This window comes from Vibrio maerlii (assembly GCF_003415655.1).
Lineage (GTDB): Bacteria > Pseudomonadota > Gammaproteobacteria > Enterobacterales > Vibrionaceae > Vibrio > Vibrio maerlii.
On the sequence record NZ_QRHC01000010.1, the window covers coordinates 55211 to 73012 of the forward strand.

A 17802-nucleotide genomic window follows, 5' to 3' on the forward strand; every position below is an offset into this window, starting at 1 on the left:
CAATTAGCGCGTGATAGGAGTCACATAAATATTGGTCAGGCCAATTTTAACGGTGAAAGTATGACATTGGTCAACCAATTGGTAATGTGACCTTGTGAATTGAACAAAATTGGTTCAGATTGGATGGGTACTCAATAATAACTCGGTATCAATTAAAATTGGTTAACCGAGATTTAACAATTACCAATTACTTGAAACAAATCATGGAGAACGAATATGCGTTGGAATAAAAAAGTATTAAGCACTGCGATGACTTGCGCACTAGTCGCATCAACCAGCTTTGCAGCATCAGCAGCAACGACGCTTAAGCTTAGCCACAACCAAGATCGTAACCACCCTGTACACAAGTCAATGCAATACATGGCTGACCAAGTGAAAGAATACACTGATGGCGAAGTTCGCATCCGTATCTACCCTAACGGTCAATTAGGTACTCAGCGTGAGTCAATGGAACTACTACAAAACGGTGCTCTACACATTGCTAAATCTAACGCGAGTGAAATGGAGTCATTTGAACCGGCTTACGGCGCATTCAATATCCCTTACATCTTCCGCGACCGTGATCACTACTACCGTGCAATGACAGGTGAAGTTGGTGAGAAAATCCTAGCTGCTTCTTACGACAAAGGCTTCGTGGGTCTAACGTACTACGATGCAGGTTCTCGTAGCTTCTACGCAAACAAAGAGATTACTTCTCCTGAAGATCTAAAAGGCCTAAAGATTCGCGTTCAACCAAGCCCTACAGCGGTTGAAATGATTAAGCTTATGGGTGGTGCACCAACGCCACTATCATACGGTGAGCTATACACTGCTCTACAACAAGGTGTAGTAGATGGTGCAGAGAACAACCCAACAGCACTAACTAACTCTCGTCATGGTGAAGTATCTAAAGTATTCAGCCAAGATGAGCACACTATGATTCCTGACGTACTGGTTATCAGTTCTAAAGTTTGGGATGACCTAGGTGATGAATACCAACAAGCTCTGAAGAAAGCGGCGAAAGAGTCAATGATGTACCACAAAGACCTGTGGACTGAAATGACGGACAAAGCGGTTGAGAAAGCTCAGAAATCAATGGACGTTAAGTTCGTTGCTGTTGAGAAACAACCATTTGTTGACGCAGTGAAACCAATGCACGATGCAGCATTAGAGAACCCAGCAATTGCTGAGTATGTTCGTGGCATCGACGCACTAGCACAATAATCACAGAGATTAACGAAAGAGCGCATTGATGCGCTCTTTTTTTTGGGAGTAATAAAGATGTTAGAACGTTCTGAGTTGGCTGAAAATGCAATAAATTGTCTGCACGACGAGCAATATGACGTGCCTTTCAACCTACAAAACCTAAATCATAACAATATGTTGTTCATGGGTGACCGTGCTACAGAGTCACTGAATGGCCATTGGAATTTTGCTGTAGACCTATTGGATACAGGCCTGCGCCAACGCTGGTATGAGATGACGCCAATGCCGGCGGAGGAACGCACCGAACCCTGGGATTATGACCCATACGTAGGCGAGACGACGCCTGTTCCTTCTAATTGGCAGATGCAAAAAGAGAAGTGGTACTTCTTTGAGGGCAGCGCTTGGTATACCAAAGCTTGGGACTATAACGAAAAAGAGCAAGATGAACGTATTTTCTTGCGCGTGGGCGCTGCACAATATGACTGTAAGGTATTTTTAAACGGCGAATTTATTGGTAACCACTATGGTGGTTCTACCCCGTTTTTCGCTGAATTTACTGGCAAGCTTAAGCCTGGACGCAACTGGATCATGTGTTGTGTAAACAACACTCGTACTCTTGATCGCGTACCAATGCGCAATACTGATTGGTTTAACTATGGTGGTATCTACCGCGATATTGAAATTGTACGAACGCCAACAGAAGTGCTGCGTGACCTTCATGTCTATCTTGTACCGAATAGTGAGTATAACCAGGTTCATGTCGACATTGAGGTTGAGGGGAGTCTAACGGAAGTTGAATTTTCGATAGATGAGCTTGGTATCAAGCAAGTGCTAACCGTGGATAATGGTAAAGCGAGTGCAGATATCATGGTTTCCCCAGAGTTATGGTCTCCGGAAAGTCCAAAACTCTATGATATTACCGCTACTTACGGTAAGGACAGTGTGAGCGACCGCGTCGGCTTCCGCCAGGTCGAGGTGATCGGTACTGATATTTACGTCAATGGTGTCAACACCTTCCTGCGTGGTATCAGTGTGCATGAGGATGATAAAACTCTGGGTAAAGTGGTGACACCAGAAGACTTGAAGCGCCGCTTCCAGCATGCCAAAGAGCTGAACTGTAACTACATGCGCTTTGCGCACTATACTCATCATGAATTGGCAACCAAGATGGCCGATGAGATGGGTTTCTTGATTTGGGCTGAGATCCCTGTGTATTGGGCGATTGACTTCGAAAACCCAGCGACGTACGACGATGCTGAAAATCAGCTACTTGAGATGATTAAGCGTGACAGAAACCGAGCAAGTATTATTATGTGGTCGGTAGGTAACGAAAATGCTGACACAGATGCTCGCCTTAACTTCATGTCGAATTTGGTTAACGTGGCACGTGAGAACGACCCTTGTCGTTTAGTTTCCGCCGCTTGTTTGGTCAACCACGCCAAGAATAAAATTGAAGATCGTCTTGCAGAACACCTTGATGTTATTGGTATCAACGAGTATTACGGTTGGTATGAAGAGGTGTTTGATGAGCTGATTGAGATTGGTGAGAACTCAAATCCTGGTAAACCAGTGGTGATCTCAGAAACAGGAGCCGATGGCTTTATTGGCGAAGGCGCTCCGAAAACGGGCTTCTTTAGCGAAGCTTACATGACAGAGGTCTACCAAAAGCAGATTGAATACCTACAGCGACTGGACTATATAAAAGGGATATCGCCGTGGATTATGTACGAATTCCGTGTCGAGCGACGCCAAAACATGTTCCAACTTGGCTGGAATCGTAAAGGCCTTATTTCCAATGATAAGTTCACTAAGAAGACCTCTTTTTACCTATTGGCGGACTTCTATAAAAAGTTAATGCAAGAGCGATAAGACCTACCTCACAATTGGTCAACCAATTGGTTGACCAATTAAGATTCGCTGTTAAGATAAACTCAAACCTAAACGAAGATGTACTCATGAATATTGCAATCTCAACACCAAAACGCCTCTACCAAGAAATCGGTCTTGCGCTGCATGAACGAATTAGGTCGGGTGAGTTTAAGGTGGGAGATCGCTTGCCACCAGAGCGTGATATCGCAGAAGAGATGAATGTCAGCCGCTCAGTGGTTCGTGAAGCCATCATTATGCTTGAGCTTCAAGGCTTGGTTGAAGTGCGTAAAGGCTCCGGTGTTTATGTGCGCAACGAGACAGTGGCAAATGCGCCTGTTGGCCCCGAAGCGAACAATAGTCGCAACTCTTCAGACATTGGCCCTTTTGAATTGTTGCAAGCTCGCCAAGTTCTAGAAAGCCAGATTGCTAGCTTTGCTGCACTAAATGTCACCAAGAATGATATCTCTAGACTGCGTGATGCTTTGGATACAGAGCGTCAACAATTAGAAACCGGTCATGGTGATTACGACGGTGATGAGATGTTCCATCTGACCATTGCAGAAGCCTCACAGAACAGTGTACTCAGTGATATTGTTCAAGACCTTTGGGCTCGCCGAGACGAAAGCTCAATGTGGCGTCAATTGCATGCTCGTATTACGGATCTCAATTATCGAACAGCTTGGTTGGAAGACCATGAGGTTATATTAAGAGCACTACAACGCCGTGACCCAGAAGGTGCACGTAAAGCGATGTGGCAGCATCTTGAAAATGTAAAACAAACATTATTTGATTTGTCTGATGTGGATGATCCTCAATTTGATGGATTCTTATTCCGATAATATTAAATAGCATTTAAATAATAAGAACACTTAATTAAAGATTGAAACTAGTGAATAAGAAATTGTTCGCTACAGACCAGTCGTGTCTAACAATAGGTAAATAAATATGGAACAGACTTGGCGTTGGTACGGTCCAAATGACCCAGTATCTCTAGACGATATTAAACAAGCAGGCGCAACGGGTATTGTTAATGCCCTTCACCATATTCCAAACGGTGAAGTTTGGACAAAAGAAGAGATCCAAAAGCGCAAAGATATCATCGAAGCGAAAGGGTTTGTTTGGTCAGTAGTTGAGAGTGTTCCTGTACACGAAGAAATTAAAACTCGCTCTGGTAACTATGCTCAGTGGATCGAGAACTACAAACAGTCTCTGATCAACCTAGCAGAGTGCGGTGTGGATACGGTTTGTTATAACTTCATGCCGGTACTTGATTGGACTCGTACTGATCTTGAATATGAATTAGAAGATGGTTCAAAAGCGCTACGCTTTGACCAGATCGAGTTCGCTGCATTTGAACTGTACATCCTGAAGCGCCCTGGTGCGAAGGCTGAGTACACAGAGAAAGAGCAAGAAGAAGCGCGTGACCGTTTTGAGTCAATGACTCAGGCAGAGATCGACAAGCTAACAGCAAACATCATTGCTGGTCTGCCAGGTGCAGAGGAAGGCTATACGCTAGAAGAATTCCAAGCTCGCCTAGACACCTACAAGGGTATTGATAAAGCGAAGCTGCGTGAGCACATGGTACTGTTCCTAGAAGAGTTGATGCCAGTGTGTGACCAGTACGGTCTTAAGCTTGCTGTTCACCCGGACGATCCACCGCGTCCTATCCTTGGTTTGCCACGTATCGTATCAACGATTGAAGATATCGAGGCACTAACAACGGCAGTACCAAGCAAGATGAACGGTATCACTATGTGTACTGGCTCTTACGGTGTTCGTGGTGATAACGACCTTGTGAACATGATTGAAACGTACGGCGATCGTATCTACTTTACTCACCTACGTTCTACTCAGCGTGAAGAGAACCCAATGAGCTTCCATGAAGCGGCTCACCTAGAGGGTGATGTTGACATGTACAACGTGATCAACGCGCTGCTTAAAGAAGAGAACCGCCGTAAAGATGAAGGTGAAACTCGCCTTATCCCAATGCGTCCAGACCATGGTCACCAAATGATTGATGACCTGAAGAAGCAAACCAACCCTGGTTACTCTTGTATTGGTCGTCTAAAAGGTCTTGCTGAAATTCGCGGTGTTGAACTCGCGCTATCAAGAACTTTTTATAACAAGTAATCTCTAAAATATTGGCGAGATAACACCGTTGTCTCGCCATTTTTATCTCAAAAATAAAATATAAATAAGACTGTTAATAATATTAATCAGTCTCTGTTCCCTTACGCCTAAAGAAAATCTGGAAATAAAATGTCTGATCTTATTTTAAATAATAAAGAGTCTTTCGTAATCGACTCTATCCAAGGCACGCTTTACAGCGCTCAACGTGAAAACCTAACGCTTCTAGACTTTGAAAACGATATTAAAGTGGTTGCTCGTAACGACTGGAACAAAGATAAAGTGGCGCTTATTTGTGGTGGTGGCTCTGGTCACGAGCCAGCGCACGCAGGTTTTGTTGGTAAAGGCATGCTGACTGCAGCAGTTTGTGGCGACCTATTCGCTGCACCAAGTGTTGATGCTGTTCTAAACGCAATCCTTCATGTGACGGGTGATGCAGGCTGTCTGGTTATTATCAAAAACTACACGGGTGACCGCCTAAACTTTGGTCTTGCTGTTGAAAAGGCAAAAGAGATGGGCCGTAAGGTTGACCTGATTGTGGTTGGTGATGACATTTCGATTCCAGGTAACCCACAACCTCGTGGTATCGCAGGTACTTTGTTTGTTCAGAAAGTAGCGGGCTACGTTGCTGAGAACGGAGGTTCTCTAGAAGAAGTGAAACAAGCTGCGGTTGAAGCAAGTGACAAGACGGCATCCATTGGTGTTGCGCTTACAAGCTGTTCTCTACCGGGTGAAAGCAATGATCGTATCGCTCAAGGTAAAGCGGAGCTCGGTCTTGGTATTCATGGTGAAGCGGGTATTGAAACCATCGATCTTCCACAAGCGAAAGAGTTGGTTACCACAATGGTAAGTAAGCTGTTGGAAGCGAAACCAACGACAGACAATGCAATTTTGCTCAACAACCTAGGTGGGCTATCTCCAATTGAGATGAACATCGTAGCTAAAGAAGTGATGGAATCAGATCTTGGCAAACAAGCTAAGTTCATCGTAAGCGGTGCTTTGATGACTGCGATTGATATGAAAGGCTTCTCGATTTCTGCAATCCAGTTAACGGATGAAATCACGAAGGCTCTTACTTCTGAAGTTGAAACAGAAGCATGGCCAGGAGCGGTAGCTCGTCGTGAAATCCCAGTAACCAAGTGTGAAAACCACATTGCGAAGAAAGAGTTTGAGCCATCTCATGACGAAGAAACGGCGCTGGTTTTACGCAAGGTTTGTAGTGCAATCATCGACATCGAAGGTGAACTAAACCACCTTGATTCTATTGTGGGTGATGGTGATACCGGTTCTACCTTCGCTGCGGGTGCTCGTAAGGTACTTGCTCAACTGGATGCAAATGCGCTTCCTCTACAAGATAAAGCGAAACTGCTGACGACGGTTGCAGACTGCCTAACCTCAGTAATGGGCGGTTCTTCTGGCGTTCTACTTTCAATCATGTTCACCGCAGCTGGTCGTGATTACGAACAAAACGGTTCTCTTGCTCAAGCGCTTCAAGCAGGTCTAGGTCAGATGATGGCTTACGGCGGTGCTAAGCCGGGCGACCGCACGATGATTGATGCGCTTCACCCTGCGCTAGAAGCATGGGCTGCTGAAGGTTTTGTTGCAGCGATTGCCGCAGCGAAAGCAGGTGCAGAATCTACGGTAGAGATGACCAACGCAAACGCGGGTCGTTCTTCATACCTAAATAGCGACAGCCTATCTGGCACTAAAGATCCAGGCGCATTCGCGGTAGAAACTGTATTCAGCCAATTCTAAGTAATTAGCAACGAATAAGCGGTCTTTCGCTTCAGTAAACAGCAAAAGACCGCAATCAAAATAACAATAAAGAACGAAACAAAAGAATTATAGGAAAAGAACATGGATAACATCATCATCTCACCAAGCAAATACATCCAAGGTGAAGGCGCAATCGACAACATCGGCAAATACGTATCTGTTTTTGGTAAGAAACCACTGGCGATTGCAGATGACTTCGTGATGGGCTTGGTTCGTGACCGCGTTGAAACAAGCATTGTTGGTGAAGGTCTAGAAGTAAATTTTGATAAGTTCGCTGGTGAGTGTTCTCGCCCAGAGATCGAACGTCTAATCGAAGTATGTAATGCGGCTCAAAATGATGTAATCATCGGTATCGGTGGTGGTAAAACGCTAGATACAGCAAAAGCTATCGCATTCTACACTAAGTTGCCTGTTGTGATTGTTCCTACAATCGCTTCTACAGACGCACCAACTTCAGCTCTGGCTGTTATCTACACGCCAGAAGGTGAGTTCAGTGAGTACCTACTATTCCCTGCTAACCCGAATATGGTCATCATGGATACAGGTATCATCGCTGCAGCACCTGTTCGTACATTGGTTGCGGGTATGGGTGATGCACTGTCTACTTATTTTGAAGCGCGCGCAAATGGTCTATCAGGCAAAGCGACAATGGCGGGGGGCGCACCAACTCGTTCAGCTCAAGCACTAGCGAAGCTATGTTATGAAACGCTGATTGCTGACGGTGAAAAAGCGAAGTCAGCAGTAGAAAACAAGGTTTCAACTAAAGCGGTTGAAAACATCATCGAAGCAAACACATATCTATCAGGTATTGGCTTTGAAAGCTCAGGTCTAGCAGCGGCACACGCAATCCACAATGGTCTAACTAAGCTTGAAGAGTGCCACCACCTACTACACGGTGAGAAGGTAGCATTTGGTACGCTAACACAGCTTGTGCTTGAGAATGCACCGAAAGAAGAGATTGAAGAAGTGCTTAACTTCTGTCGCGCTGTTGGCCTACCAACAAACCTACACGACATGGGCGTGAAAGAGCTAAACCATGACAAGCTAATGGAAGTGGCAGAAGCTTCTTGTGCTGAAGGTGAGACGATTCATAACATGCCTTTCCCAGTGACGGCGAAGTCTGTGTATGCAGCAATTCTAACAGCGCATACTATGGGTCAATAAGCCCTCGCTTTAGGTTGTAAACGAAAAGAGAGCCAATCGGCTCTCTTTTGCTATTTAGGCTTAACAGAGTATTAAGCTGCCTTTTTTTTCATCTGCTGAATCACCAATCCGGTGATAATTAACACTAAGCCAATCAAGGTGGTTGGATGGATCTCTTCACCTATGATGGTTGCAAGGAGCATCAAAGAGATAAACGGAGAGGCAAAAATCAGGTTACTGATTCGCGCGGTATTTTCAGTCAGCTTCAATGCGCTCAACCAAAGTACGAACGTCACACCCATCTCAAACAAACCCACATAGGTCACTGCAGCCCAGCCTTTGATCGTAATCTGTGACCAACTTGCGCCTTCGTAAACACTTAAACCGATAGCAAACGGAATGGCGACTAAAAAGCCAAGAAGCACCCCGATGATAGGGTCAGCCTTATTTTTAGTGTTAAGAATCCAGTAACCAGCCCAGAGTAGAGTCGATAGGAGTGCAAGGCCCACACCCATTGGACTATCGAACTGTAAGCCTAGGATGTCGCCCTTGGTGGCAATCACAATAACGCCCAAGTAACTAAAGCCACACGCGATCCAATCTTGTTTGCGGATTTTTTGTCCAAGGAAGACGGCTGCCATAAGGGTCAGCGTGATGGCCCAACTGTAGTTGATGGCTTGTGCTTGAGAAGCCGGCAATAATTCATAGGCTTTGAAAAGTATTAAGTAGTAAGCGAGAGGGTTGATCAAACCCAGTAGCAAATAGTAGAACGGATTTGAGGTGAATGTGCTGCTAATGTCATTCAACTTACCTTGAAAAGCGCAAATAGCAAAAAGAGCAATCGCAGAGACAATACTCGCAATGGTGAGCATCTGAATGGGCGTAAACTCTGCCAAAGTCAGCTTAAACGCAGTGGCAACGGTCGACCATAGTAAGACTGCCGATAGGCCATAGCCTATCGCTTTACGCTCGTTCATATCATCCCTTTAATTTGTATTTGGAAGGCAAAGTTCACCTAGTCTAAAGGCTAATTCTTTAACCACCAAACTGGACATTTATCCAGTATAAAAATACCATTAAATCATCGCTAATTTTTTGGAATAGTTGAACCCATGCAATGGCTTATTGAACAACAATCCCTACTTATCATCGCTTTTGGCTCTTTAGCATTGGGTGTTGGTGTCACGAGTGCTTGGCTCAAACAAAAACATCGGTTTTCTCTGGAGTTGGCTCTGCAAGAGCAGCAAGCCGAACTGCAAGTGATGGAGAGCAAGTATCAACAAAAGCTAGATATTGAAATCAAGCTCAAACAAGAACTGGCAGCGGCACAGCAAGAGCTGGATGAATTAGACGATGAGCGTGATAAAGCGGCATTCGAGCAAAAGCAGCTGCACGGTAAGGTGATGGCGGCGATGGAAAAGCTGCGCTACTTCGATGCGATCAAGCAAGAGCGTGATCAATATGCTCATGATTTGAATGACAATAAACGCCAGAATGCTCAGCTAGAAACAGAACTTCGTGAGCAGATTGCCCGTTATCAACAAGCTGATAAAGCAAACCAAGAAAAACTAACGTTACTCGAACAAGCCGAAGAGCGGCTCAAGCAGCAGTTCGAACAGTTGGCGAATCAACTATTTGAAGTTAAAACAGCCAAGGTCGATGAGCAGAATAAACAGAGCTTAGAAGGTTTGTTGAACCCACTGAGAGATCAACTGGAAGGCTTCAAAAAGCAGGTGAATGATAGTTTTGGTCAAGAGGCCAAAGAGCGTCATACACTTGTGCACGAGTTAAAGAACCTTCAGCGTCTTAATGAGCAAATGACTCAAGAAGCGGTCAACCTTACTCAGGCGTTAAAGGGCGACAACAAGCAGCAAGGTAATTGGGGTGAGGTGGTATTGGCTCGTGTGCTGGCGGAATCTGGCTTGCGTGAAGGACATGAGTACCAAACACAGGTGAGCTTACAAAATGAAGCGGGCAAGCGTTATCAGCCGGATGTGATAGTCCACTTACCTCAAGAAAAGCAGGTGGTGATAGATTCTAAAATGGCACTGGTGGCGTACGAACGTTACTTCCATGCGGAGAATGATCATCAACGGGAGCAGGCATTAAGTGACCACTTACTTGCGCTGCGTGCACATATTAAGGGGCTGAGCCAAAAAGACTACCATCAGCTAAAAGGTATTCAGAGCCTTGATTATGTACTGATGTTCGTTCCGGTCGAACCTGCATTCCAAGTTGCGGTTCAAACGGACCCAAGTTTAGTTAAGGATGCGATGGAGCAAAACATCATCTTGGTGAGTCCAACGACCTTGTTGGTGGCTCTGAGAACTATCGACAATCTATGGCGTAATGAGCGTCAAAACCAGAATGCCAAGGTGATTGCAGATAAGGCGAGCAAGCTTTATGACAAGGTGCGTCTGTTTGTTGATGATATGGAAGGCCTAGGAGCATCGCTTGATAAGGCTAACCAAAGCTATCAAGGGGCAATGAACAAGCTTGCGACTGGTCGTGGAAACGTGATCCGACAGGCTGAGAGCTTTAAGCAACTGGGTGTTGAGGTAAAAAGGCCCATCTCTTCGAATGTGCTAGAGCTATCTCAAAATGATGCTTTAGAAGAATTAGAGGATAAAGTAGACTAAGGCTCTTATATAAACACCGAACCTAGAAGCATTAGGAAATCAGCAGTATGACGGATAGCAGTGCGCAATCAAACCAAGCGCTTAGCGCAGGTAATGACACTACTCACTTTGGCTTTGAGACTGTCGCGAAGGAAGAAAAAGTCGCTAAGGTTGCGGAAGTATTCCACTCAGTAGCAGCAAAATACGACATCATGAACGACTTGATGTCTGGTGGTATCCACCGTATTTGGAAACGCTTCACTATCGACTGTAGTGGTGTGCGCCCTGGTCAACGCATCCTTGACCTTGGTGGCGGTACTGGTGATTTGACCGCAAAGTTCTCTCGTATCGTGGGTGAAAAGGGTCACGTTATCCTCGCTGATATCAACAACTCTATGCTGAATGTGGGCCGTGATAAGCTGCGTGATAATGGCATTGTGGGCAACGTACATTACGTACAAGCAAATGCTGAAGAGCTGCCATTCCCAGATGACTACTTTGATGCAATCACCATCAGCTTCTGTCTACGTAACGTAACAGATAAAGATAAAGCGCTGCGCTCAATGTACCGTGTACTGAAGCCGGGCGGCCGTCTGTTGGTGCTAGAGTTCTCAAAACCAATCCTTGATCCGCTTTCAAAGGTATACGATGCGTACTCATTCCACCTATTGCCAAAAATGGGTGAAATTATCGCAAACGATGCAGATAGCTACCGTTACCTTGCTGAGTCAATCCGTATGCACCCAGATCAAGAAACACTGAAAGGCATGATGGATGAAGCCGGCTTCGAGAACACCAATTACTACAACCTAACGGGCGGCATCGTTGCCTTGCACCGTGGTTACAAGTTCTAAGCTAACGATAACATTAGACAGGAAATATTATGCCTTTTGAGCCGCTTGTTACTGCTGTTATCGAGACGTCATTAAACACACTGATTAATGACAACCCCGACCTTGTACGCCGTTTGTCGCGTCTAAAGGGTCAGGTGATTCAAGTTCATATTAAAGAGCTAGATAAGACGCTTACCTTTGTTTTTAGCCAGCAAATTGATGTGCTAGCAAACTACGAAGGTGAACCGGATTGTTATCTTTCCCTGCACCTGAGCGTGTTACCTGAGCTGAAAGAGCAGGCCAACATCACTCAACTGATTAAGCAAGATAAGCTCGTGCTAGAGGGTGATATCCAACTCGCACAGAAATTTTCGCAATTGATGGATGACTGCAAGCCAGATGTTGAAGAATGGTTATCGCGAGTGACAGGTGATGTAGTGGCTCACACCCTAGTTCAGGGAGTGAAAGGCGTTGGTTCATTTGTCGGCGTGCAGGCGATGAAGCATCAAAATCATGTCGCTCAGGTACTCACTGAAGAGTGGAAAATTGCGCCACCACCGCTTGAGGTTGCACACTTCTGTGACCAAGTGGATGAAGTGAAAAGCCAAGCTGCACGTGTTGAAGCTCGCTTAAACGCATTGCTAGCCAGCCTAGAGACGGAGTCTGCATGACACTCAATGAGCTCCGTCGTCTCTATCAAATCATAAAGGTTCAGCTCGAATATGGGCTGGACGAACTCCTGCCTGAGCATCAGCTGACTAAGGCACCACTACTGGCGCGCCGCTCACTGTTTTGGGTAAAGAACCAGCATCCAGAAAAGCCATTAGGTGAGCGCCTGCGTTTGGCGTTGCAAGAGCTTGGTCCGGTATGGATTAAGTTCGGCCAGATGATGTCAACGCGTCGTGACCTGTTCCCTCCTCATATCGCTGACCAGCTCGCTCTGCTACAAGATCAAGTCGAAGCCTTTGATGGGCAACTAGCGAAAGATCAGATGGAGTTGGCGCTTGGCGGACCGCTAGAGTACTGGTTCACTGATTTCGACATTGAGCCATTGGCATCGGCCTCGATTGCACAAGTACATACGGCAAAGCTAAAAGAGTCGGGGCGTGAGATCGTTTTAAAGGTGATCCGTCCAGATATTCGCCCGGTCATTGATGCAGATCTAAAACTGATGTACCGCATGGCGCGTATAGTCGCCAAAGCGCTTCCTGAAGCACGTCGTTTAAAACCGGTAGAAGTAGTACGTGAGTACGAAAAGACGCTGATAGATGAGCTCGACCTGCGTCGTGAAGCAGCCAATGCGATTCAACTGCGTCGTAATTTTGAAGATAGTGAAGAGCTTTACGTTCCAGAAGTCATTCCTGAATTGAGCAGTGAATCACTGATGGTATCGGAGCGCATCTACGGAATTCAAGTTTCGGATATTGAATCCCTTAAAGCCAACGGCACCAACATGAAGTTGTTGGCTGAGCGTGGCGTGAGTGTGTTCTTTACCCAGGTATTCCGAGATAGCTTCTTCCATGCCGACATGCACCCGGGCAATGTGTTTGTTAATCCAGACCATCCTGAGAACCCTCAGTGGATTGGTCTAGATTGTGGCATTGTGGGCACATTAGGCAGTGAAGATAAGCGTTACCTAGCTGAAAACCTGCTGGCGTTCTTTCACCGAGATTACCGTAAAGTGGCTGAACTACACGTTGATTCAGGTTGGGTGCCACACGATACCAATGTCGACGAGTTTGAGTTTGCGATTCGCATTGTATGTGAGCCTATTTTTGCTAAACCGCTGTGTGAAATTTCATTTGGTCACGTGCTGCTTAATCTCTTTAACACTGCGCGTCGCTTTAATATGGAAGTTCAGCCTCAGCTGGTATTGTTGCAGAAGACGTTACTCTACGTTGAGGGGTTAGGTCGTCAGTTATACCCTCAGCTAGACTTATGGGAGACGGCAAAGCCGTTTCTTGAGAAATGGATGATGAATCAGGTTGGCCCTCAGGCGGTGATTAACGCCGTCAAAGAGAAAGCGCCATTCTGGGCTGAAAAGCTGCCGGAGTTACCTGAGCTGCTTTATGACAGCTTACGCCAAGGTAAAATGATGAACCAAAGAGTGGACCAGCTTTACCATGGCTATCGTGAAACTAAGCGTCAGCAAGCAACAGGAAAGTTTTTATTTGGTGTTGGAGCAACTTTAGTCGTATGCTCTGCCATATTAGTTTCGGGGCCTCTACATTCGTACGCATTAACCAGCGGCGTTGTCGGGGTCACATTTTGGTTGATGAGTTGGCGAGCTTACCGTCGATAGGCGTTAAACTCTTGACCTTATTAATTTAATTATCAGACCCGAGGTAAAACAAAATGGGTGGAATCAGTATCTGGCAACTTCTAATTATCGCTGTAATCGTGGTCCTTCTTTTCGGTACGAAGAAGCTACGTGGTATCGGTGGTGACCTAGGTGGTGCCGTAAAAGGCTTCAAGAAAGCAATGGCTGATGACGAGTCAGGTAAGCCTGACGAAAAGAAAGATGCGGACTTCGAACAGAAGAGCATTGATCAGCAAAAGACTGAAGCAACTTCTGAAACTAAAAAAGACAAAGAGCAGGCGTAATCCGTGTTTGATATCGGTTTTTGGGAACTGGTATTAATCTCTGTTGTTGGTTTAGTTGTATTAGGACCAGAAAGACTCCCGAAAGCAATTCGTAGCGTAGCGAAGTTCATTGGTTCGGCCAAAAATATGGCGAACAACGTAAAAGATGAGCTTAATCATGAGCTAAAAATTGCTGAGCTACAAGAAAACCTTAAGAAAGCAGAACAGATGGGTATGGAAGACTTATCTCCTGATCTTAAGGCTTCGGTAGAAGAGTTAAAGCAAGCGGCGCAAGAAGTTCAGCGTCCGTATGCAAAGCCTGATGCAGATGAGAGCACAGCAACAGCTCAGTCAACTGAGCAAGCTAGCTCAGAAGAAAAACGTGAACAGCCAGAGAGTGTTGAGAGTTTAAATATTTCTCAACCGCTGGAATCAGAAAAGTCTTCTGACAATACAGCGCGTTAATACCAGTTAGGAGGAGTTCAGCTCCTCCTTTTTGTCCTTATTATTTAGAGGTTTGTTATGTCTTCTGCTGAGCAGACGCAACCTTTGATCACCCATTTACTTGAGCTGCGCAATCGCCTACTACGTGCCATTGTTGCGGTTATCGTGGTATTTGTTGGTCTGATCTACTTCGCTAACTATATTTACGAGTTTGTATCTGCACCCTTGGTAGAGCGTCTACCTGAAGGGGCGACCATGATCGCTACTGATGTAGCCTCGCCGTTCTTTACACCGCTGAAGCTGACGTTGATTGCATCAATCTTTATCTGTGTGCCTTACATCTTGTATCAGGTATGGGCGTTCGTTGCCCCTGGCTTATACAAGCATGAAAAGCGCCTGATCATGCCGTTGATGTTTTCAAGCTCCTTGCTGTTCTACGCTGGTGTAGCATTCGCTTACTTCGTGGTCTTCCCGTTAGTTTTTGGTTTCTTCACTGCTATCTCATTGGGTGGGGTAGAGTTTGCAACGGATATCTCAAGCTATCTGGACTTTGTACTTGCGCTATTCTTAGCTTTTGGTATTGCCTTTGAAGTACCTGTCGCCATCATTTTGTTATGTTGGACTGGAGCGACAACGCCACAAAGCCTTTCTGAGAAGCGTCCATACATTGTAGTAGCAGCCTTTGTCATCGGGATGATGCTGACACCACCAGACATGATTTCTCAGACGCTGTTAGCGATTCCGATGTGTCTACTATTTGAGGTCGGCCTGTTCTTCGCGCGTTTCTACACGCGCAAAGACAAACCGGAGGATGAAGTAGAGGAGTAAGGATTCGTAAACTGATCCTAGAGCTTTGATTTCTATAAGGGAGAGGCAGATGATGCCTCTCCCTTTTTAATTTTTGCGGTAATGGGGAGTTATAAGCTGAAAAGCTTCTCTGCATTGTTCGTCGTGATCGCATCCACTTCTTCTAGAGCTAACCCTCTCAAGTCGGCAATACGTTGAGCCACTAACTCAGTATAAGATGGCTCGTTGCGTTTACCGCGATGAGGAACAGGTGCTAGGTAAGGGCAGTCTGTTTCTAGGATGACATAGTCCATATCTAGATGTGGGATGACCTTGTCCATACCACCATTTTTAAAGGTAGAAACGCCACCCAGACCAAGGTGGAAGCCGAGCTTATTAATCGCTTGCGCTTCTTCTAATGAACCACCAAAGCAGTGGAACACCCCGCGTAAAGAGCCATCTTGCTCTTGGCGCAGTAATGTTAAGGTCTCTTCAATTGAATCGCGAGTATGGATCACCACGGGCAGGTTCATCTCTTTTGCCCAGTTTAACTGAGTGACAAATGCTTTTTCTTGCTCTGCACGGAAGGTCTTATCCCAGTACAGGTCGATACCAATCTCACCGACCGCGATAAAGTTGTGCTTATCAAACCAAGATTTGATCGTCGCTAGAGTTTGCTCAACATTTGCATCCACATAACAAGGGTGAAGTCCCATCATTGAACGGCATACCTCAGGGAACTGCTTCTCGGTCGCCAACATAGGCTCAATAGACTCTAGGTCAATGTTTGGCAGCAGGATGCGGTCAATGCCTTGGGAAAGGGCGCGTTTCACTACCTCTTCTCGATCTTGGTCAAATTCACTCGCGTATATATGAGCGTGGGTATCAATCATGGTTGTCTCGATATTATGGCTGTAATAAGTAGCTTTGCGTTAAGTATAAAGGACTGTGAGCTTAGGGTCATTTTTCAATTTTTCGCCCTAAAGCGTTGATTAGAAGATCACTGTAAGAGGCAGAGAGTGATATGATTTTACATAGAGTTCTTATATTTCGAATTAGACAAGGAGAATAGAGTGACTGTTTCTATTCAAGGGCAATTCCCGCAGCGTCGTATGCGTCGTATGCGTAAACACGATTTTAGCCGTCGCCTGATGGCTGAAAACCAATTGTCGGTTAACGACCTGATTTACCCAATGTTTATTCTGATGGGTAAAGATCGCCGCGAAACGGTTGAGTCAATGCCAGGTATTGAGCGCCTATCTATCGACTTGATGCTGGAAGAAGCAGCCTACCTTGCGAAGTTAGGCGTGCCAGCTATCGCTCTATTCCCTGTTGTAAACCAAGATGCGAAAAGCCTATGTGCAGCAGAGGCCTTTAATCCAGAAGGTTTGGTTCAACGCGCGGTTCGTTCACTTAAAGAGCATGTACCAGAGATGGGTGTGATCACCGATGTGGCACTCGATCCATTCACGACTCACGGCCAAGACGGCATTATCGACGAAACAGGCTACGTTCAAAATGATGAGACGACCGAAGTACTGATCAAACAAGCACTATCTCACGCTGAAGCGGGTGCTGATGTGGTTGCTCCTTCCGATATGATGGATGGCCGTATTGGCAAGATCCGTGAAGCGCTAGAAGAAGCTGGTCATATCCATACTCAAATCATGGCGTACTCAGCGAAGTATGCGTCTTGCTACTATGGCCCGTTCCGTGATGCAGTCGGCTCTGCGGCAAATCTCAAAGGTGGCGATAAGAAGAACTACCAAATGGATCCTGCCAATAGCGATGAAGCAATTCACGAAGTCGCAATGGACCTAAACGAAGGGGCAGACATGGTCATGGTTAAGCCAGGCATGCCTTACCTAGATATCGTTCGTCGTGTGAAGCATGAACTGCAAGCACCAACCTTTGCTTATCAGGTGTCTGGTGAGTATGCGATGCACAAAGCAGCAATCCAAAATGGTTGGCTGAAAGAGCGTGAAACCGTGCTGGAATCTCTGCTTTGCTTTAAGCGCGCTGGCGCGGATGGCATCCTGACTTACTTTGCTAAAGATGTGGCAGAGTGGCTGGCTGAAGATAATGCACAAGCGGCGCAGCACTTGGCATCAGAAGACTGATCGTCCTGTGAATCTTTTCAATTAAAGGGCTAGCTTCGGCTAGCCTTTCTTCTTTCCATATCATCTTTTGTCTTACAGATGAGACGTCGACAGTTAAATGATATTTAATGTCATTTAGGTGTTTACATTTAAATGAGAATGGTTATTATTAACTTGTCTTAGGGGATGAGGAAACGTTCACAAGGATGTCACATCGCTTAGCTGTATCAAGCGCTGGATTTCTCAAGAACCTCTCAGTTCTTTTTGACACGACATTGCTCACATTGCTTCCAGTGTAATTTAAAGCTTTTAGCCATATTCTCTCGAGAGACAGAGTAT

16 protein-coding genes are annotated in these 17802 nt (G+C 45.6%); 14 read left to right on the plus strand and 2 right to left on the minus strand.

Annotated features, from left to right (window positions below):
* Positions 1-216 precede the first annotated feature (216 nt).
* The 6 genes from DPF91_RS16695 (at position 217) to DPF91_RS16720 (ending at position 8121) form a co-directional block, all read left to right on the plus strand.
* Entirely contained in the window at positions 217-1203 is a 987-nt protein-coding gene (locus tag DPF91_RS16695; protein ID WP_117235582.1) for a TRAP transporter substrate-binding protein, read from the plus strand.
* 57 nt (positions 1204-1260) lie between these two features.
* The gene (locus tag DPF91_RS16700) at positions 1261-3054 is read left to right on the plus strand and encodes a glycoside hydrolase family 2 protein (protein ID WP_117235583.1); all 1794 of its coding nucleotides are present in this window, start codon (positions 1261-1263) and stop codon (positions 3052-3054) included.
* An 86-nt stretch (positions 3055-3140) separates the two neighbouring features.
* Entirely contained in the window at positions 3141-3893 is a 753-nt protein-coding gene (locus DPF91_RS16705; RefSeq protein ID WP_117235584.1) for an FCD domain-containing protein, read from the plus strand.
* Positions 3894-3999: 106 nt separating this feature from the next.
* Positions 4000-5184 (plus strand): mannonate dehydratase, encoded by a 1185-nt coding sequence (uxuA, locus tag DPF91_RS16710; protein WP_117235585.1) that lies wholly within the window; start codon positions 4000-4002, stop codon positions 5182-5184.
* A gap of 129 nt (positions 5185-5313) precedes the next feature.
* Positions 5314-6936 (plus strand): dihydroxyacetone kinase subunit DhaK, encoded by a 1623-nt coding sequence (locus DPF91_RS16715; RefSeq protein ID WP_117235586.1) that lies wholly within the window; start codon positions 5314-5316, stop codon positions 6934-6936.
* Positions 6937-7038: 102 nt separating this feature from the next.
* The gene (locus tag DPF91_RS16720; RefSeq protein ID WP_117235587.1) at positions 7039-8121 is read left to right on the plus strand and encodes a glycerol dehydrogenase; all 1083 of its coding nucleotides are present in this window, start codon (positions 7039-7041) and stop codon (positions 8119-8121) included.
* Positions 8122-8192: 71 nt separating this feature from the next.
* Here the strand turns inward: DPF91_RS16720 and DPF91_RS16725 are convergent, their stop codons facing one another.
* On the minus strand, positions 8193-9077 hold the full coding sequence (locus tag DPF91_RS16725; protein WP_117235588.1) for a DMT family transporter: 885 nt from the start codon (positions 9075-9077) through the stop codon (positions 8193-8195).
* A 135-nt stretch (positions 9078-9212) separates the two neighbouring features.
* Between DPF91_RS16725 and rmuC the strand changes: the two genes are divergently transcribed.
* The 7 genes from rmuC to tatC are packed head-to-tail and all read left to right on the plus strand — an operon-like array spanning position 9213 to position 15406.
* Positions 9213-10739 carry a DNA recombination protein RmuC gene (gene rmuC, locus DPF91_RS16730; RefSeq protein WP_117235589.1) on the plus strand — a complete coding sequence of 509 codons (1527 nt, stop codon included), beginning with the start codon at positions 9213-9215 and terminating at the stop codon, positions 10737-10739.
* Positions 10740-10786: 47 nt separating this feature from the next.
* Positions 10787-11572, plus strand: a complete 786-nt coding sequence (ubiE, locus tag DPF91_RS16735; RefSeq protein ID WP_117235590.1) for a bifunctional demethylmenaquinone methyltransferase/2-methoxy-6-polyprenyl-1,4-benzoquinol methylase UbiE — start codon at positions 10787-10789, stop codon at positions 11570-11572.
* 29 nt (positions 11573-11601) lie between these two features.
* Positions 11602-12222, plus strand: a complete 621-nt coding sequence (locus DPF91_RS16740; protein WP_117235591.1) for a ubiquinone biosynthesis accessory factor UbiJ — start codon at positions 11602-11604, stop codon at positions 12220-12222.
* The gene (gene ubiB, locus DPF91_RS16745; RefSeq protein WP_117235592.1) at positions 12219-13853 is read left to right on the plus strand and encodes a ubiquinone biosynthesis regulatory protein kinase UbiB; all 1635 of its coding nucleotides are present in this window, start codon (positions 12219-12221) and stop codon (positions 13851-13853) included. The genes DPF91_RS16740 and ubiB overlap by 4 nt, the downstream gene beginning before the upstream one ends.
* 53 nt (positions 13854-13906) lie before the next feature.
* Positions 13907-14155, plus strand: a complete 249-nt coding sequence (tatA, locus tag DPF91_RS16750) for a Sec-independent protein translocase subunit TatA (protein WP_117235593.1) — start codon at positions 13907-13909, stop codon at positions 14153-14155.
* A 3-nt stretch (positions 14156-14158) separates the two neighbouring features.
* Complete coding sequence (gene tatB, locus DPF91_RS16755; protein WP_117235594.1) at positions 14159-14599, plus strand: Sec-independent protein translocase protein TatB; 441 nt, start codon at positions 14159-14161, stop codon at positions 14597-14599.
* 57 nt (positions 14600-14656) lie between these two features.
* The gene (gene tatC, locus DPF91_RS16760) at positions 14657-15406 is read left to right on the plus strand and encodes a twin-arginine translocase subunit TatC (RefSeq protein WP_117235595.1); all 750 of its coding nucleotides are present in this window, start codon (positions 14657-14659) and stop codon (positions 15404-15406) included.
* Positions 15407-15495: 89 nt separating this feature from the next.
* Here the strand turns inward: tatC and DPF91_RS16765 are convergent, their stop codons facing one another.
* A complete protein-coding gene (locus DPF91_RS16765; protein ID WP_117235596.1) occupies positions 15496-16257 on the minus strand; it encodes a TatD family hydrolase in 762 nt (253 codons plus the stop codon).
* A gap of 180 nt (positions 16258-16437) precedes the next feature.
* Here DPF91_RS16765 and hemB point away from each other — a divergent pair, with 180 nt between their 5' ends.
* Positions 16438-17484, plus strand: coding sequence for a porphobilinogen synthase (hemB, locus tag DPF91_RS16770; RefSeq protein ID WP_117235597.1), 1047 nt, complete (start codon positions 16438-16440; stop codon positions 17482-17484).
* The last annotated feature ends 318 nt before the right edge of the window (positions 17485-17802 follow it).

Coding starts and splice junctions, on each gene's coding strand:
- DPF91_RS16740 (WP_117235591.1), top strand. CDS start 11,602: ATGCCTTTTGAGCCGCTTGTTACTGCTGTTATCGAGACGTCATTAAAC.
- uxuA (WP_117235585.1), top strand. CDS start 4,000: ATGGAACAGACTTGGCGTTGGTACGGTCCAAATGACCCAGTATCTCTA.
- DPF91_RS16725 (WP_117235588.1), bottom strand. CDS start 9,077: ATGAACGAGCGTAAAGCGATAGGCTATGGCCTATCGGCAGTCTTACTA.
- tatC (WP_117235595.1), top strand. CDS start 14,657: ATGTCTTCTGCTGAGCAGACGCAACCTTTGATCACCCATTTACTTGAG.
- DPF91_RS16715 (WP_117235586.1), top strand. CDS start 5,314: ATGTCTGATCTTATTTTAAATAATAAAGAGTCTTTCGTAATCGACTCT.
- rmuC (WP_117235589.1), top strand. CDS start 9,213: ATGCAATGGCTTATTGAACAACAATCCCTACTTATCATCGCTTTTGGC.
- ubiE (WP_117235590.1), top strand. CDS start 10,787: ATGACGGATAGCAGTGCGCAATCAAACCAAGCGCTTAGCGCAGGTAAT.
- ubiB (WP_117235592.1), top strand. CDS start 12,219: ATGACACTCAATGAGCTCCGTCGTCTCTATCAAATCATAAAGGTTCAG.
- DPF91_RS16700 (WP_117235583.1), top strand. CDS start 1,261: ATGTTAGAACGTTCTGAGTTGGCTGAAAATGCAATAAATTGTCTGCAC.
- DPF91_RS16765 (WP_117235596.1), bottom strand. CDS start 16,257: ATGATTGATACCCACGCTCATATATACGCGAGTGAATTTGACCAAGAT.
- tatA (WP_117235593.1), top strand. CDS start 13,907: ATGGGTGGAATCAGTATCTGGCAACTTCTAATTATCGCTGTAATCGTG.
- DPF91_RS16695 (WP_117235582.1), top strand. CDS start 217: ATGCGTTGGAATAAAAAAGTATTAAGCACTGCGATGACTTGCGCACTA.
- DPF91_RS16720 (WP_117235587.1), top strand. CDS start 7,039: ATGGATAACATCATCATCTCACCAAGCAAATACATCCAAGGTGAAGGC.
- DPF91_RS16705 (WP_117235584.1), top strand. CDS start 3,141: ATGAATATTGCAATCTCAACACCAAAACGCCTCTACCAAGAAATCGGT.